The organism is Mycobacterium sp., from assembly GCF_049280035.1.
GTDB lineage: Bacteria > Actinomycetota > Actinomycetes > Mycobacteriales > Mycobacteriaceae > Mycobacterium.
On record NZ_JBAPPI010000499.1, the window covers coordinates 1 to 14,197 of the forward strand.

A 14,197-nucleotide genomic window follows, 5' to 3' on the forward strand; every position below is an offset into this window, starting at 1 on the left:
GCATATTGGGAATGCTGAGTCCAGTAGCCCACGTTGGGATCCGGAGAAAAAATCTTCTGCCACGATGCGGTCAGCGTGACCGCGAGATCCCACAACAGGGGAATCCCTGGAATCCAGGCCCACTTCAGCAGATTCTTTTTGATGACGACCACGCTGATGACGGTCAGCGCGATCGCCGCCAACAGCTGATTGGCAATACCGAACAGCGGGAACAGCGTGTTGATACCGCCCAGCGGATCGGTCACGCCCATCAGCAGGATGCTGCCCCACGCCGCAGCCACGGCCAGGCTGCAGACCCATACGCCCGGGCGCCAGCTAGGGTTTCGCAGCTTGGCCAGCGGACCACCCAAGTTGCCTAGCGTGTCCGAAAGCATGAAGCGCGCGACCCGGGTGCCGGCGTCTACGGCGGTCAGGATGAACAGCGCCTCGAACATGATCGCGAAGTGGTACCAGAACGCCCTGAGGCCCGTACCGCCGAATACCCGTTGCAGTACTTCGGACATGCCGACCGCCAGCGTCGGTGCGCCACCGGTCCGCGACACGATCGACTTTTCGCCCACGCTGGCGGCGGCCTGACTGAGCTGGTCCGCTGTCACGGCCCGTCCCGACAAGCCCAGCCGGTTCAGGTAATCCGCGGCGGTTGCCGCGGTGCTGCCGGTTTTTGCGGCTGGGGCGTTGAGCGCGAAGTACAGGTGCTGGTCGAGGATTGAGGCGCTGATCAGCGCCATGACCGCGACGAACGACTCGGTGAGCATGCCGCCGTAACCGATCAGACGCATCTGGCTTTCCTTCTCCAGCAGCTTCGGCGTCGTCCCCGATGAAATCAATGCGTGGAATCCCGATAGCGCGCCGCAGGCGATGGTGATGAACAGGAACGGGAACAGCGAGCCGGGGAAAACCGGTCCATCGCCGCGGGCGGCGAACCGTGAGATCGCGGGTGCCTGCATGAGCGGGTGCGCAACACAGATGCCGATCGCCAGCAAGGCGATGGCGCCCACCTTCATAAACGTCGAGAGGTAATCGCGCGGCGCAAGTAGCAGCCACACCGGTAGCACCGACGCGATGAAACCATAGATGACGATCAACCACGCCACCGTCACCGGTGACAAAGTCAACCACGATGCGCCCCAGGCTGTTTCGCCGACCCAGCTGCCGGAAGCCACGGCCAGCATCAGCAGCACGAAGCCGATCAGTGATACCTCGCCCACCCGCCCGGGACGCAGGAACCGGAGGTAGCAGCCCATAAAGACGGCGATGGGGATGGTCATGGCGATGGAGAACACGCCCCAAGGGCTCTGCGCTAGTCCCCGCACCACCACCAGGGCGAGGACGGCGATGATGATCACCATGATCACGAAGGCCCCGATGAGGGCTGCCGCGCCGCCGGTGGCACCCAGCTCGTCGCGGGCCATCTGGCCAAGAGAACGGCCCCGTCGCCGGGTGGAGATCCACAAGACCAAGTAGTCCTGAACGGCTCCGGCGAACACTGCGCCGATGACGATCCAGATGCTGCAGGGCAAGTAGCCCATCTGCGCGGCCAACACCGGTCCGACGAGCGGTCCGGCTCCGGCGATCGCGGCGAAATGATGGCCGAACAGCACTCGCCGGTCGGTCGGAACGAAGTCGGTGCCGTCGTCGAAAACTTCGGCCGGTGTGGCGTGGTCGTCGCGCGGTTGAACGATCTTGGTCTCGATCAGCCGTGCATAGAACCGGTACCCAATGACGTAGGTGCAGATCGCCGCGACGACGAACCACACCGCGTTGACCGTCTCGCCGCGGACGAAGGCGATGATCGCCCAGGCCACCGCACCCAACACGGCGATTGCTCCGAAGATGATCTTGTGCCTGGTACGGATCGGTGAGCGGTCGATAATCGCGACCGCCGGCAGGTCGGCGTCGGTGTGGATGTAGCTGACGTGCCCGTTGTGGCTTTCCACGGCCGGGACCCTACGCGCATGTGAATGTGCCGACCCATCCATCGGCGTCTCGCGTCGCGACGTTCACAGTCGCGCAACCGCTGCTTAACCCCGGTGCAGAGCACGCACGGTGTCGATGCTGTCGGCCTGGTCGGGGCCCTTGTCGTCGCGGTAGCGCAGTACCCGAGCGAACCGCAGCGCCAAACCGCCGGGGTATCGCGACGACTGCTGCACTCCGTCGAAAGCCACCTCGACCACCTGCTCGGGGCGCAGCTGCACGACATACCCATCGTCGGTCGCACCGACGGCCAGTTCGTGAAACCGCGCCGTCTGCCAGTCCAGCATCGCGTCGGTCATCCCCTTGAAGGTCTTGCCCAACATGGTGAAGCCGCCGGTGGCCGGGTCGCGGGCGCCCAGATGAATGTTGGACAGCTTTCCCTTGCGCCGTCCCGACCCCCACTCGACGGCCAGCACCACCAAGTCCAGGGTGTGGACCGGTTTCACCTTGAGCCAGCCGGCCCCGCGGCGTCCCGCCTCGTAGCGGGCGGCCAACGACTTGGCCATCACGCCCTCGTGGCCCGCGGCCAGCGTCGCTTCCAGGAAGTCGGCGGCGGCGACCGGATCCGACGTAACCAGCCGATCGACCCGGTTCTGCGCGGACGCGATCTCGTCGAGCACCGCCATCCGTTCGCTGGTCGCTGCGTCGAGGAGGTCGACGCCGTCGCGGTGCAGGATGTCGAAGAAGAACACGGACAGCGGCTGGGCTGCTCGGGCGGCCGGAACATCGACGGATCGGCCGAATCGCGATCCGGTGACCTGGAAAGGCTGCGGCCGGCCGTCTGGGCGTAACGCGATCGCCTCGCCGTCGGCGATCAAGTCGGTGACGGGTAGCGCCAGCGTCGCCTCCACCACCTCGGGTAGCCGTGCGGTGACGTCGTCGAGGCTTCGGGTATACACCGTCACCTGATCACCCGCCCGATGCACCTGAACCCGCGCTCCATCCAGCTTAGCCTCGAAAGCTGCTGTGCCGCCCAGCTTTTCGAGGGCCTCGGTTACGCTTGTCGCGGTCTGGGCCAGCATCGGGCCAACCGGTCGGCCCACCCGCAGGGTGAACGCCTCCAGCGCCACCGTTCCACCGGTGAGGCCCGCGGCGGCGACCGCCGGCAGGTCCCCGCCCAACATCGCCGCGCGTCGTACTGTCGCGGCCGGGATCTTTGCGGCGGCGGCGACCGCATCGGCCATCACGCCGGCCAGCGCGCCCTGACGCAGCTCGCCGGTCAACAGCCGGCGCAGAAACGTCTGCTCGGTTTGTGTTGCAGACGCGAACAATCCGGCGACAAGCTCGGCGCGCCGCGCCTGCGAGCCCTTACCCGATGCGGCGCCGATCGCCGAGAAAGTCGCGTCGACGCCGACGACGGTCAAGCTGGGCTGTGCCGCGGCAGGCGGTAACGACCGCAAAGCCGCCCAGCCAACACCGATTTGGCGTTGCGGCAGCTCCCCGGAAAGCCACGACACGATGATCGCGACCAGCGTGGGATCGGATGTGGCCCGGCTGAGCAGGTCGGCGATCCGCGCGATTTTGGCCAGCCGCGAAGCGGAGCCACCCACTTCGGCCGAGGTCGTCGCCACGTCGATCAGCAGCACAGCCCACCTTTACACGCCTGACCGACAACGTCACGCACGGCCGCGATAACGTGCAGCTACGCCCGGCGACGATGCAGAGCGCGCAGCGCGATGAGGAGAAGCCGGGCAATCGAAACCTGTCAAGGAGGTTTGCATGGAGATCAACGGCAAGAAGGTGGTCGTCATCGGCGGCGCCTCAGGTATGGGCCGCGCCAGCGCCGAACTGCTGGCCGCCCGCGGGGCAAGTGTCGCGGTGCTGGATCGTGAAGGTTCGGACGGCAAGGACGTCGCGGCTGGCGTCGGTGGCTCGTTTTATCCGGTGGACGTCACGGACTTCGCCGGTACCGAGGAGACCCTGCAGGCAGCGGTCGACAGTCTCGGCGGCCTGCACGTCACGGTGACGACGGCCGGTGGCGGCATCGCCAAGCGGACGATGTCGAAATCCGGTCCGCATGACCTCGAGTCCTTCCAGTCGGTGATCGATCTCAATCTCATCGCCACGTTCAACATCAGCCGGCTGGCAGCCGACTACATGAGCAAGAACGAGCCGGAGGATGAGGAGCGCGGCGTCATCATCAACACCGCGTCGATCGCGGCGTTCGAGGGTCAGATCGGGCAGGTCGCCTACACCGCGGCCAAGGCGGGCATCGCCGGCATGTGCCTGACCATGGCACGCGATCTCGGATCGCTGGGCATCCGCGTGTTGGCCATCGCGCCAAGCTTGTTTGCCACCGGATTGACCAAGGGCATTCCCGACGAGTACGCCACCGCGCTGACCAAGGATGCCGCTTTCCCGAAGCGTCTCGGCCGCCCCGAGGAGTACGCGAAGCTGGTCGCGGCCATCGTGGACAACCCGATGCTCAACGGCCAGTGCTTGCGGCTCGACGCCGGACAGCGGTTCGCCCCCAAGTGATGCCGTAGCCGGATTAAGTACACTATTTGCAAGCAGCCTCCGCAACGATGAGGAAGGCCCTCGAATGGGTATCGCACTGACCGACGACCATCGCGAGCTCGCTGAGGTCGCCCGCGGCTTCCTGACTTCGCAGAAGGCGCGTTCGGCGGCGAGGTCCCTGCTCGACGCGCCCGAGGAGGCCCGACCGCCGTTCTGGCAGGGCATCGTCGAACTCGGCTGGCTCGGCCTGCACATCGACGAGGAACACGGCGGCTCGGGCTACGGGCTGCCCGAGCTCGTGGTCGTCATCGACGAACTCGGTCGTGCGGTGGCGCCGGGGCCGTTCGTGCCGACCGTCATCGCGTCGGCGGTGATCGCCAAAGACGGTACCGACGAGCAAAAGTCGCGGCTGCTCCCGGGACTGATCGACGGAACCGTCACCGCGGGCATCGGCCTGGACGGCCAAGTGGGGCTCAACGGTGGCGTGGCCGACGGCGAGGCCGGGCTGGTGTTCGGTGCCGGCCTGAGCGACCTGCTGTTGATCGCGGCGGGTGACGACGTGCTGCTGGTGGAACGCGACCGCGCCGGCGTGTCGGTCGAGGTCCCGGAGAATTTGGATCCGACCCGGCGCTCCGGACGGGTCCGACTGCAGAACGTGAGCGTCGCCGCTGATGACGTTCTGCCGGGAGCCCGGGAATCGGCGCTGGCCCGCGCCCGGACGCTGCTGGCTGCCGAAGCGGTCGGCGGGGCGGCCGACTGCGTCGAGGCCGCCGTCGACTACGCCAAGGTGCGCCAGCAGTTCGGCCGCACCATCGCCACGTTCCAGGCGGTCAAGCATCATTGCGCCAACATGTTGGTCGGCGCCGAGTCGGCGATCGCAGCGGTATGGGACGCCTCCCGCGCGGCAGCAGAGGACCTATCAAAAGATGAAGCCCAGTTCCGGCTGGCGGCCGCTTCGGCGGCGGCGCTGGCGTTTCCGGCGTATGCGCGCAATGCGGAACTGAACATCCAGGTGCATGGCGGTATCGGTTTCACCTGGGAGCATGATGCGCATTTGCACCTACGCCGAGCGCTGGTGACCACGGCACTGTTCGGCGGTGACGCGCCGGCCCGCGACGTGTTCGAGCGCACGGCCGCTGGTGCCGCGCGGGAGAACAGCCTGGACCTGCCGCCGGAGGCCGAGGAGTTGCGCACCAGGATTCGTGCCGACGCCGCCGAGATCGCCGCACTGGACAAGCAGGCGCAGCGCGACAAGCTGATCGAGACCGGCTACGTTATGCCGCACTGGCCCAAGCCATGGGGTCGCGCCGCTGACGCGGTCGAGCAGCTGGTAATCGAAGAGGAATTCCGCGCCGCGGGCGTCAAGCGGCCCGACTACGGCATCACCAGCTGGGTGATCCTGACCCTGATCCAGCACGGAACACCTTGGCAAATAGAACGATTCGTCGAGAAGGCACTTCGCAAAGACGAGGTCTGGTGCCAGCTGTTCTCCGAGCCTGACGCCGGCTCGGACGCGGCGTCCATCAAGACCCGGGCGACCCGGGTGGATGGCGGCTGGAAAATCAACGGGCAGAAGGTGTGGACCAGTGGGGCCCACTACTGCGCCCGTGGCCTGGCCACCGTACGCACCGACCCGGAGGCGCCCAAGCACGCCGGCATCACCACGGTGATCGTCGACATGAAGGCCCCCGAGGTCGAGGTGCGGCCGCTGCGGCAGATGACCGGCGGCTCAGACTTCAACGAGGTGTTCTTCAACGACTTGTTCGTGCCCGACGAGGATGTTGTCGGGCCGCCCAATTCCGGCTGGACGGTCGCGAGGGCAACGCTGGGCAACGAGCGGGTCAGCATCGGCGGCAGCGGATCTTTCTACGAGGGCTTGGCGACGCAGCTGGTTCAGCTGGTGAAAGAGCAGCCGGATCGGTTGGCGGGCGGGCGCATTCGGGTGGGGGCATACCTCGCCGAGGAGAATGCGTTGCGACTGCTGAATTTGCGCCGTGTTGCGCGCAGCGTCGAAGGCGCGGGCCCGGGTCCGGAAGGCAACGTGACCAAGCTGAAGTTGGCCGAGCACATGGTCGAGGGCGCCGCGATCATGGCGGCGCTGATAGCGCCCGAGGTCGCGGTGCTCGACGGGCCCGGCGTGCTGTCGGGCCGCTTGATCATGGGCGCCCGCGGCATGGCGATCGCCGGCGGTACCTCCGAGGTGACCCGCAATCAGATCGCCGAGCGGATTCTCGGAATGCCCCGCGACCCGCTGATCAATTAGCGGGCGCACAACAACCCGGACATTCCAAGAATCCTCCAAGGCGGCTACCGCACCTTTACCATTAGCGCATCTGGGCAATTCGGTGAGAGAGGTAGGGCGCGATGGCACAGCGTCAGTCCAAAAAACGCCAGATTGTCGCCTACAGCGTCGCAGCGGCGAGTTTCCTCGTGAGGGCCCTGCTCTATTTCTCTGTAGGCGCGTGGCTGTGGGGTTTGGCCTTTGCCTTGATCGCCGTTCTCTTGGCCTACTCGGCTTATAAGTCCCACCTGGCACAGCAGTCGGTCGAGGCGGCGTGGCAGGCATACCGCTCAGGAGACGACAAGGCCGCTCCCGATCCCGATGCCTACATCAAGAAGTGCCCGGAATGCGGCAAATTCACCCGCGACGCGGACGTATGCAGGATCTGTGGCCACGATTTCGACTATCCGCCGACACGGCCAGCCCGAACGATTGCAGAAAGCGACATCTGAGCCCTACGTCCTGTGCCGCAAACGCGGGAACACTCAGGCTGGGGCGAAGCGTGGTGCGCCGCCGGTGCCGGGCTCCGCCAGTGCCTCGACGCGCATCCCGCATGTCACTGAATCAGGCTCACAGTCAACGATATTCGCCGCTACCCGTAGTCCGCTTTGCTCGACGAGCTCGACGATGGCGATCACGTACGGCGTCGGAAGCTCCGGGTTGAAGGCGTGGTAGTTGACCGTGTAGGTGAACACGGTGCCGTGACCCGACACCGGCCGCGCGACCAACGAACCGCCGCAGTCGCGGCATTCGCCGGCTGCGGGATGCACCCAGTGTGCGCAATTGTCGCAGTGCTCGATGAGCAGCTCGGACGTCGCCTCGGTCGACACGAGCAATACAGTACACTCTATTCTTTGGGTTGTTGTGCAGCGGGTTGGTCTAACGGACGGCGCAGATGAGCTACTTCGAAAAAGACGCGATCATTTCCGGCATCGGTATTTCGCGAATCGGGCGGCGCACCGGCATTCCCGGGCTGGAGCTCACCATGGAAGCGGTTCGGGCCGCTATCGACGACGCCGGCCTGGCTTCCCCCGATATCGACGGCATTGCCACCCTGGGCGACACCCCCGCAGCCGACGTTCTCGCCTCGCTGGACATCGAGGCGTCCGACTGCGGTTCGGGGTTCGGCACCGGTGGACTGCTGAATCCGGTGATGTCGGCCTGCCGTGCGGTCTCCGAGGGCCACGCGCGGCACGTGGTCATCTACCGGACGATCCAGATGCTGGGCGGCACCGTCCCGGTGAAGCGGGATGAGAATGCGCCTGCCCCGCCTCTTGCGCGGATGTTCGAGACACCCGAGGGTGCTAAGCGACCCGCGGTCGGGCCGATGGACGATGTCAACGATCTGGTTGCCGCCCACGCATATTCCGCAGCGAACTGGTTGTCGCTGAACTGTCGCCGGCACATGGAGCTGTACGGAACCACCAAAGAGCAGTTGGGCTGGCTGGCGATCAACAGCAGGCGTAATGCGGCACTGAATCCCCTTGCGGTGTATAGGGATCCGATGACCATGGCGGACTATCTGGGCGCGCGGCCGGTGTCTACGCCGTTTGGGCTGCTGGATTGCGACGTCCCGATTGACGGGTCGATCGCGGTGGTGGTGTCGGGCGCCGACTACGCCAAAGACTGTCCACACCGGGCGGTGAAGGTGGAGGCCGTCGGCGGGGCGGACGGCGCGGGCGGCTGGTTTCACCGCGCGGACTATCCGAAGATGGCGTCGGCAGACGCGGCGGCGCAGATGTGGTCGCGTACCGACCTGACGCCTGCCGATCTGAACCTCGCGGAGCTGTACGACGGGTTCACCTTCCTCACCTTCGCCTGGCTGGAAGCACTGGGCATCTGCGGCGACGGCGAAGCGGGCCCGTTCGTCGAGGGGGCCGAGCGGATCGCCCTCGACGGCAGCCTGCCGCTGAACACCTATGGTGGACAGCTCTCGGCGGGCCGCATGCATGGCTATTGGCTGCTGCACGAGACCTGCCTGCAATTGCGCGGCGAGGCGGGGGAGCGGCAGGTGCCGCGCCGGCCCGAAGTCGCGGTGGCCGCGGTGGGCGGTGGCCCGATCGCCGGATGCATGCTGCTGACATGCTGAGTAACGGTGTGCGAGTGCGCAATTGAGCGTGCAAGCTGGTCTTCATGTCGGTGCCGGTAGCGACGCCGAGCACCGGTCCGATAAGCGAGCTTCGCAGATCGCACGTCGCATCGAGGCTGACATCATTCGGCGCGGCTGGCCGATCGGCCAATCGTTGGGTTCCGAGCAGGCGCTGCAACAGCGTTACCGGGTGAGCCGATCGGTGTTGCGGGAAGCCGTTCGGCTTGTCGAGCATCATCAAGTCGCGCGCATGCGTCGCGGGCCCAACGGCGGTCTGCTCGTCTGCGAGCCTGACGCCGCCCCGGCAACTCACGCGATCATCATCTATCTGGAATACCTGGGCACCACGATCGGTGATCTGCTGGATGCGCGGCTGCTGCTGGAGCCGTTGGCGGCATCGCTTGCCGCGGAGCAGATCGACGAAGCCGGCATCGATCGGCTGCGTGCTGTGCTGCGCGCCGAGGAGCCGCGTGACGAGTTCCATGCAGCGCTGGCGGAGCAGTCTAAAAACCCAGTGCTGCAACTGTTTATCGATATCCTGATGCGACTTACCGTTCGATACGCTGTAGGTTCGCGGTTGGACTCCGCCCGCGATGCCCTCGAAGCAATCGACCGCAGGCATCAGGAACACGCGGATATCGTCGCCGCGGTCACCGCGGGGGACTCGGCACGGGCCAAGACACTGAGTGAGCACCATGCGCAATCGGTGACGGCCTGGCTGCAAGACCACCAGCCTTCCGGCCGAGCGCGCAACCGGCGCGGATTGGACCGCGAGGCGCCGGGCGGCAAGCTCGCCGAGGTGCTGGCGACCGCTATCCGCGACGACATCGTCACCAGTGGCCGCCAGATAGGGGAGGTCTTCGGGACCGAAGTCGCGCTGCTGGAACGTTATCGAGTCAGCCGTTCGGTGCTGCGAGAGGCGGTGCGGCTGCTGGAATACCATGCCGTCGCGAAGATGCGTCGCGGACCGGGGGGTGGGCTGGTGGTGGCAGAACCGCAGGCGCAGGCCAGCATTGACACCATCGCGCTGTATCTGCAATACCGCAAGCCCGGTGGCGAAGACCTACGGTTGGTGCGCGACGCCATCGAGATCGACAACGTCGCAAAGGTGGTAAAGCGCCGTGACGCGCCGGAGGTGCGTGCCTTCCTCGACACGCATCGGCTGACCACCGAAGAAGCCGGCAACGATCTGCGTAAGGCCGGTATGGAGGAGTTCCTCTTCCACACCGGATTGGCTCAGCTGGCCGGTAATGCCGTGCTGGACTTGTTCCTACGCATCCTCGTCGAGGTATTCCGCCGGCACTGGAGCACTACCAAGAAGCCGTCCCCAAGCCGTAGCGATCTGGACGACGTGCAACGCGCGCACCTGCGCATCATAGAGGCGATCGCGGATGGCGACGACAGTCTGGCGCGTTACCGCATGCGTCGGCACTTGGACGCCACCGCGTCGTGGTGGTTGTAGTGCCGAGCTACCGTCCGAGTCGTCGGCGCCAGTCCCTGGCCGATGTCATTCGGAGCATGGCTCCGAGGACCTTGCCCTTCTTGGCGCTGTAGGGATACCAGAGCGGCTCTTTTTTCATCGTAACCCGTTCGGCTACAATGCTTTTAGTGCGGCAGTATTTGCGGATCCCGGTGGCCCCGCCGTTGCGGGAACCGAGTCCCGAGTCGTTCCAGCCTTCCATCGGTACCGGGAAGCCGTTGGCGATGACATTGTTGATGTTCACCGTGCCGGTGTTCATTTTGCGCGCCAACGCTATCCCCTTGTTCTTGTCTCGCGTCCAGACGCTGCCGGATAACCCCAACTGGGAGTCATTCGCCTTCTCGATCGCCTCGGCGACATCGCGGACCTTCATCACCGGCAAGGTCGGCCCGAAGGTCTCCTCCCGCATGCACTTCATGCCGTGATCGACGTCCACCAGCACCGTCGGCTGGTAGAAGAGTCCCTCAGTGGCGGGGTCGCTCGACTCGCCCCCGACCAGCACCCTCGCACCCTTACTGACGGCGTCCTCGACGTGGCTGGACACAATCGCGAGCTGCTGTGCGGTGGTCATCGACCCGACCTCGCAGGAATAATCGTGCTCGGCGTCCATACCCAGGCGCAGCTGCGACGTTTTGGCCACCACCTTGCTGACGAACTCGTCGTACACCGGTTCCTCCACGTAGCACCGCTCTACCGAAATGCAGACTTGGCCGGTGAGGGTGAATGCGCCCCACACCGCGCCCTCGGCGGCCCGGTCGATGTCCGCGTCGGCGCAGACAATCATCGCGTCTTTACCGCCGAGCTCCAGGCTGCACGGGATCAGTCGCTGCGCGGCCGCGACGGCGATGCGGCGCCCGGTATTGACCGAACCGGTGAACATCACATAGTCCACCAGATCGACCAAGGCTGCCCCGGTTTGGCCGAACCCGTACACCGCGTCGAGCACGTCCGGTGCACCGATCTGCTTCCACCCGTCGACCGCCATCCGCCACACCAGCGGGGTGACCTCCGAAGGCTTGGACAGCACCGCGCAACCGGCCATCAACGCGGCCGGAATGTCGCACAGCGGCACCAAAAGCGGGCCGTTCCACGGCGTGATCACGCCGACGAGCGGATAGGGCTCGTAGGCAATGGTCAGTTTCTTCGCTGCGTTGGCCGCGCCGTAGGGGCGAACAGTCTCGTCGGCGAGGAAATCGGCGGCGTTGTCGATCCAGTAATTCATGAACTGTAGACCGGCCATTTCTATGCTGGCGTCACCCCAAGACTTGCCCGTTTCGAGTTGTAGCAACGTCAACAGCTCGTCGGTGTGGTCGATCAGCCAGTCACGCCACTTGCCCAGCCACCGCGCGCGGCCATCGACGCCCATTTGTTTCCACCCCGGCTGGGCCGCCCGCAGCCGGGCTGCCACCGTCTCGACCTCAACCGATGTCGACACCGGGACGCGGCCGACCACCTTCCCGGTGGCCGGGCAGGTGACCACCACTTCATGGGGCACATCCGCTTTCGCCGGGCTCGCCGGATTCGCAGTGTCTGTAGTCATTGCCATCACCTCAGCCGAATGAGAATAAGCATGGCGTTTGCCAGCTGGCAGAAAACGCTACGTTGTTCCGGCGAGCTGGATGAAGTATCCGCAAATATAGATCAGTTGATGTCGTCCGACTGGCCTCTCCCCATCAACTCCAGACCGGCCATCGCTTCCTCCGCGCCGGCCTTGTCGGTCTTCTCCACCACGAAGCCCATGTGGATGATCACCCAGTCGCCCGGCGCGAACGTCTCCTCCGGCAGCATGCCGACGTTGACCTTGCGATGCTCACCGACGACGTCGACCAGCGCGACCTGGTCGTTGTAGCCGTCGAGCATCCGGACGACTTGGCCGGGAATCCCCAGACACATCTGTCAAACCTCTCCTACCCGAGCTTCGTCTTCGGCGCGCAACATCGTCACCGCAGATTCGACCGCCCGTACCGCTTCCGGGACCGCTGCTTCGACGCGCTCGCTCAAGCCCATTCCGTCGCTGACGTCGGCGACCTCGCATCCCACCACGATGGTCCGCGGGGCAGTCCCGCCCAGGGCGCGGAGACTCGCGAACACCGTCGCCGGATCCATGCCGTGTGCGTCCAAGCCAGCGGGGGCATCCGGTGATTGATGGTCGGCCTCTAACACGTGCACCGTCCCGGGCGAGCCACGATTGGGGATCGCGTCGACGAGCACCAACGCATCCCAGTCCTCGAGCAGGTCGTAGGCCAGATGCATGCCGCCGATGCCGTAATCGGTGGCGCATACCCCGTCCGAGCGGTCGACGCGGTCACAAACGTGACGCATTACCTCGGGACCGAAGCCGTCGTCGCCGAGGAAGATGTTGCCGATGCCGGCAATCAGGATGCGGGAGGCCATACCGCCGCGATCGAATCCGCTACATGTGCCGCATCTTCAGGTAGCGGCGGGCATCTGGAAGCGACACCAGGCCCATCACCACTGCTGAGAACAGCATCAGTCCGAGGATGCCGATAAACACCCACCCTACGATCTCCATATCGAATTCCTTTCCGTGGTAGTGCTTTCGAGCGGTTCGACTTCGTCAGGTGCGAAGTACAGGTAGCGGCCGTACCAGTCGTGCAGGTCGGCGGCCGGATCGTCGTCGACGACGACTCCGACATGCTGGTTGCCGTCAACGTCTTCGTGGACCGAGGTGACATGAGCGGTCTTGCCTGCGAAGAACAGGTCTTGCGCGTCGGCGCGACGGCCTGGATGCAACCGCACCCGGCTACCTCGCGACACCCGCACACCGTTCACCAGGACCGCGTCGATATCCGGACGAACAGCATTGTCGGCCAGCGGATCCCACCACTCCACGCCGTCGGGTATCTCCGGGATCAAACCCGGCTCACCCAAGTGCGGATCGCGCAAGACGCCGTGCAGGCGCTGCATCGCTTCCGGTGACATCGCGTCGCAGCGGTCGATGATCTGCGCGGCCAACGGATCAGTGGCCCGGGCCTGCGCCTTCTCCTCGTCGGTCATGGTCATCACCCGCAGGGTCAGGATCTCATCGATTTCGGTGGAGTCGTAGAGCGTACCCTCACTCTGCTCCGCGATCTCGGGGTGGTCGTAGAGAATGATCGGCGACACCAGCAGCAAGTCGGTCTCATTGGGCGGGCCGGCCAGCACCGGGAAGCAGCGATGCTGGTGGCAGTCCGCAGCGGCAGCTGACGCGCGATCGGGTGGATCCAGCAGCGAAATAAAGTCACCACCAACGACTTCGGCGATGACGTGGGTGCCGATCATGGATTTGGCGATGGCCCACTCTTTGCCGGCAACGTCGATGCTCGGCGCGGTGTTGCGAACCGTGACAGTGACGCGGCTCAGGCCACAGACAGACTTGTCGCGTTCGACACCGACGGTCAATTCGCCGTAGATGCTCTGTCTGGTTCGGACCAGCCTGCCGCCCTCGACCGGTTCGATATCGCTGCCCGACGGCGCCGCCACCGGCAGCGTCCACGGCCCGGTTGCATCGGCGAAGTCGAAAGGCCCGAGAGGCAATTCGACCTCGACGGCCTCGTCCCAACTGAGCCATGAGCCGGACGGCGTCGTCAGTTCATCGACCGGCCGGTAGCGCCCAGAGCCGGCGTCACGCTCGGCGGCACGGTGCTGCAATTGCAGGAACCGTACGACCAGCTTGATGCTGGCCGGACCGTCAACGAGGAACTGCGCCGAGAGGCTGTCATCCTCGCCGATGCCCGCGTCAGCCGCGCCGGGTGGACCCAGAACCCCGAATTGCCAACGAATTTGATTCTTGCGCGACGACGCCCGGTACGGGTACAGCAGATAGCCCTCGTAGAGCACGGCGTCAGCGATGGTGCGGGCCCGGGCCCAATTCGCGCTCACCGGACCTCCTCGCGAGCCTGGGCCAGCAAGTCAG

At 65.5% G+C, this 14,197-nt stretch carries 13 protein-coding genes; 5 read left to right on the top strand and 8 right to left on the bottom strand.

Going from position 1 to position 14,197, the window contains the following annotated elements; genetic code table 11:
- The coding region (locus tag WAN71_RS16175) for a carbon starvation CstA family protein (RefSeq protein WP_422226303.1) at nucleotides 1-1,937 on the bottom strand (1,937 nt) is incomplete at its 3' end.
- Nucleotides 1,938-2,021: 84 nt separating this feature from the next.
- Complete coding sequence (locus WAN71_RS16180; protein WP_422226304.1) at nucleotides 2,022-3,560, bottom strand: ATP-dependent DNA ligase; 1,539 nt, start codon at nucleotides 3,558-3,560, stop codon at nucleotides 2,022-2,024.
- 133 nt (nucleotides 3,561-3,693) lie between these two features.
- Between WAN71_RS16180 and WAN71_RS16185 the strand changes: the two genes are divergently transcribed.
- The 3 genes from WAN71_RS16185 (at nucleotide 3,694) to WAN71_RS16195 (ending at nucleotide 7,164) form a co-directional block, all read left to right on the top strand.
- The gene (locus WAN71_RS16185) at nucleotides 3,694-4,452 is read left to right on the top strand and encodes an SDR family NAD(P)-dependent oxidoreductase (protein ID WP_422226305.1); all 759 of its coding nucleotides are present in this window, start codon (nucleotides 3,694-3,696) and stop codon (nucleotides 4,450-4,452) included.
- 64 nt (nucleotides 4,453-4,516) lie between these two features.
- Nucleotides 4,517-6,694: an acyl-CoA dehydrogenase gene (locus tag WAN71_RS16190; protein WP_422226306.1), complete on the top strand. Its 2,178-nt coding sequence runs from the start codon at nucleotides 4,517-4,519 to the stop codon at nucleotides 6,692-6,694.
- Nucleotides 6,695-6,795: 101 nt separating this feature from the next.
- Nucleotides 6,796-7,164, top strand: coding sequence for a hypothetical protein (locus WAN71_RS16195; protein WP_422226307.1), 369 nt, complete (start codon nucleotides 6,796-6,798; stop codon nucleotides 7,162-7,164).
- A gap of 33 nt (nucleotides 7,165-7,197) precedes the next feature.
- Here the strand turns inward: WAN71_RS16195 and WAN71_RS16200 are convergent, their stop codons facing one another.
- On the bottom strand, nucleotides 7,198-7,548 hold the full coding sequence (locus WAN71_RS16200) for a Zn-ribbon domain-containing OB-fold protein (protein WP_422226308.1): 351 nt from the start codon (nucleotides 7,546-7,548) through the stop codon (nucleotides 7,198-7,200).
- 59 nt (nucleotides 7,549-7,607) lie between these two features.
- Here WAN71_RS16200 and WAN71_RS16205 point away from each other — a divergent pair, with 59 nt between their 5' ends.
- Nucleotides 7,608-8,801, top strand: coding sequence for a thiolase family protein (locus WAN71_RS16205; protein ID WP_422226309.1), 1,194 nt, complete (start codon nucleotides 7,608-7,610; stop codon nucleotides 8,799-8,801).
- 97 nt (nucleotides 8,802-8,898) lie between these two features.
- Nucleotides 8,899-10,263 (top strand): FadR/GntR family transcriptional regulator, encoded by a 1,365-nt coding sequence (locus tag WAN71_RS16210; RefSeq protein WP_422226315.1) that lies wholly within the window; start codon nucleotides 8,899-8,901, stop codon nucleotides 10,261-10,263.
- Between the two features lie 7 nt (nucleotides 10,264-10,270).
- On the opposite strand, the gene WAN71_RS16215 is transcribed toward WAN71_RS16210, so the two are convergent.
- The 5 genes from WAN71_RS16215 to WAN71_RS16235 form a co-directional block, all read right to left on the bottom strand.
- A complete protein-coding gene (locus WAN71_RS16215) occupies nucleotides 10,271-11,821 on the bottom strand; it encodes an aldehyde dehydrogenase family protein (protein WP_422226310.1) in 1,551 nt (516 codons plus the stop codon).
- 101 nt (nucleotides 11,822-11,922) lie between these two features.
- A complete protein-coding gene (locus WAN71_RS16220) occupies nucleotides 11,923-12,174 on the bottom strand; it encodes a HypC/HybG/HupF family hydrogenase formation chaperone (RefSeq protein WP_422226311.1) in 252 nt (83 codons plus the stop codon).
- A 3-nt stretch (nucleotides 12,175-12,177) separates the two neighbouring features.
- The gene (locus tag WAN71_RS16225) at nucleotides 12,178-12,675 is read right to left on the bottom strand and encodes a hydrogenase maturation protease (RefSeq protein WP_422226312.1); all 498 of its coding nucleotides are present in this window, start codon (nucleotides 12,673-12,675) and stop codon (nucleotides 12,178-12,180) included.
- Nucleotides 12,676-12,694: 19 nt separating this feature from the next.
- Entirely contained in the window at nucleotides 12,695-12,814 is a 120-nt protein-coding gene (locus tag WAN71_RS16230) for a DUF6893 family small protein (RefSeq protein ID WP_422226313.1), read from the bottom strand.
- Complete coding sequence (locus WAN71_RS16235) at nucleotides 12,802-14,163, bottom strand: hypothetical protein (protein WP_422226314.1); 1,362 nt, start codon at nucleotides 14,161-14,163, stop codon at nucleotides 12,802-12,804. Before WAN71_RS16235 ends, WAN71_RS16230 begins: the two co-directional genes overlap by 13 nt.
- Between the last annotated feature and the right edge of the window lie 34 nt (nucleotides 14,164-14,197).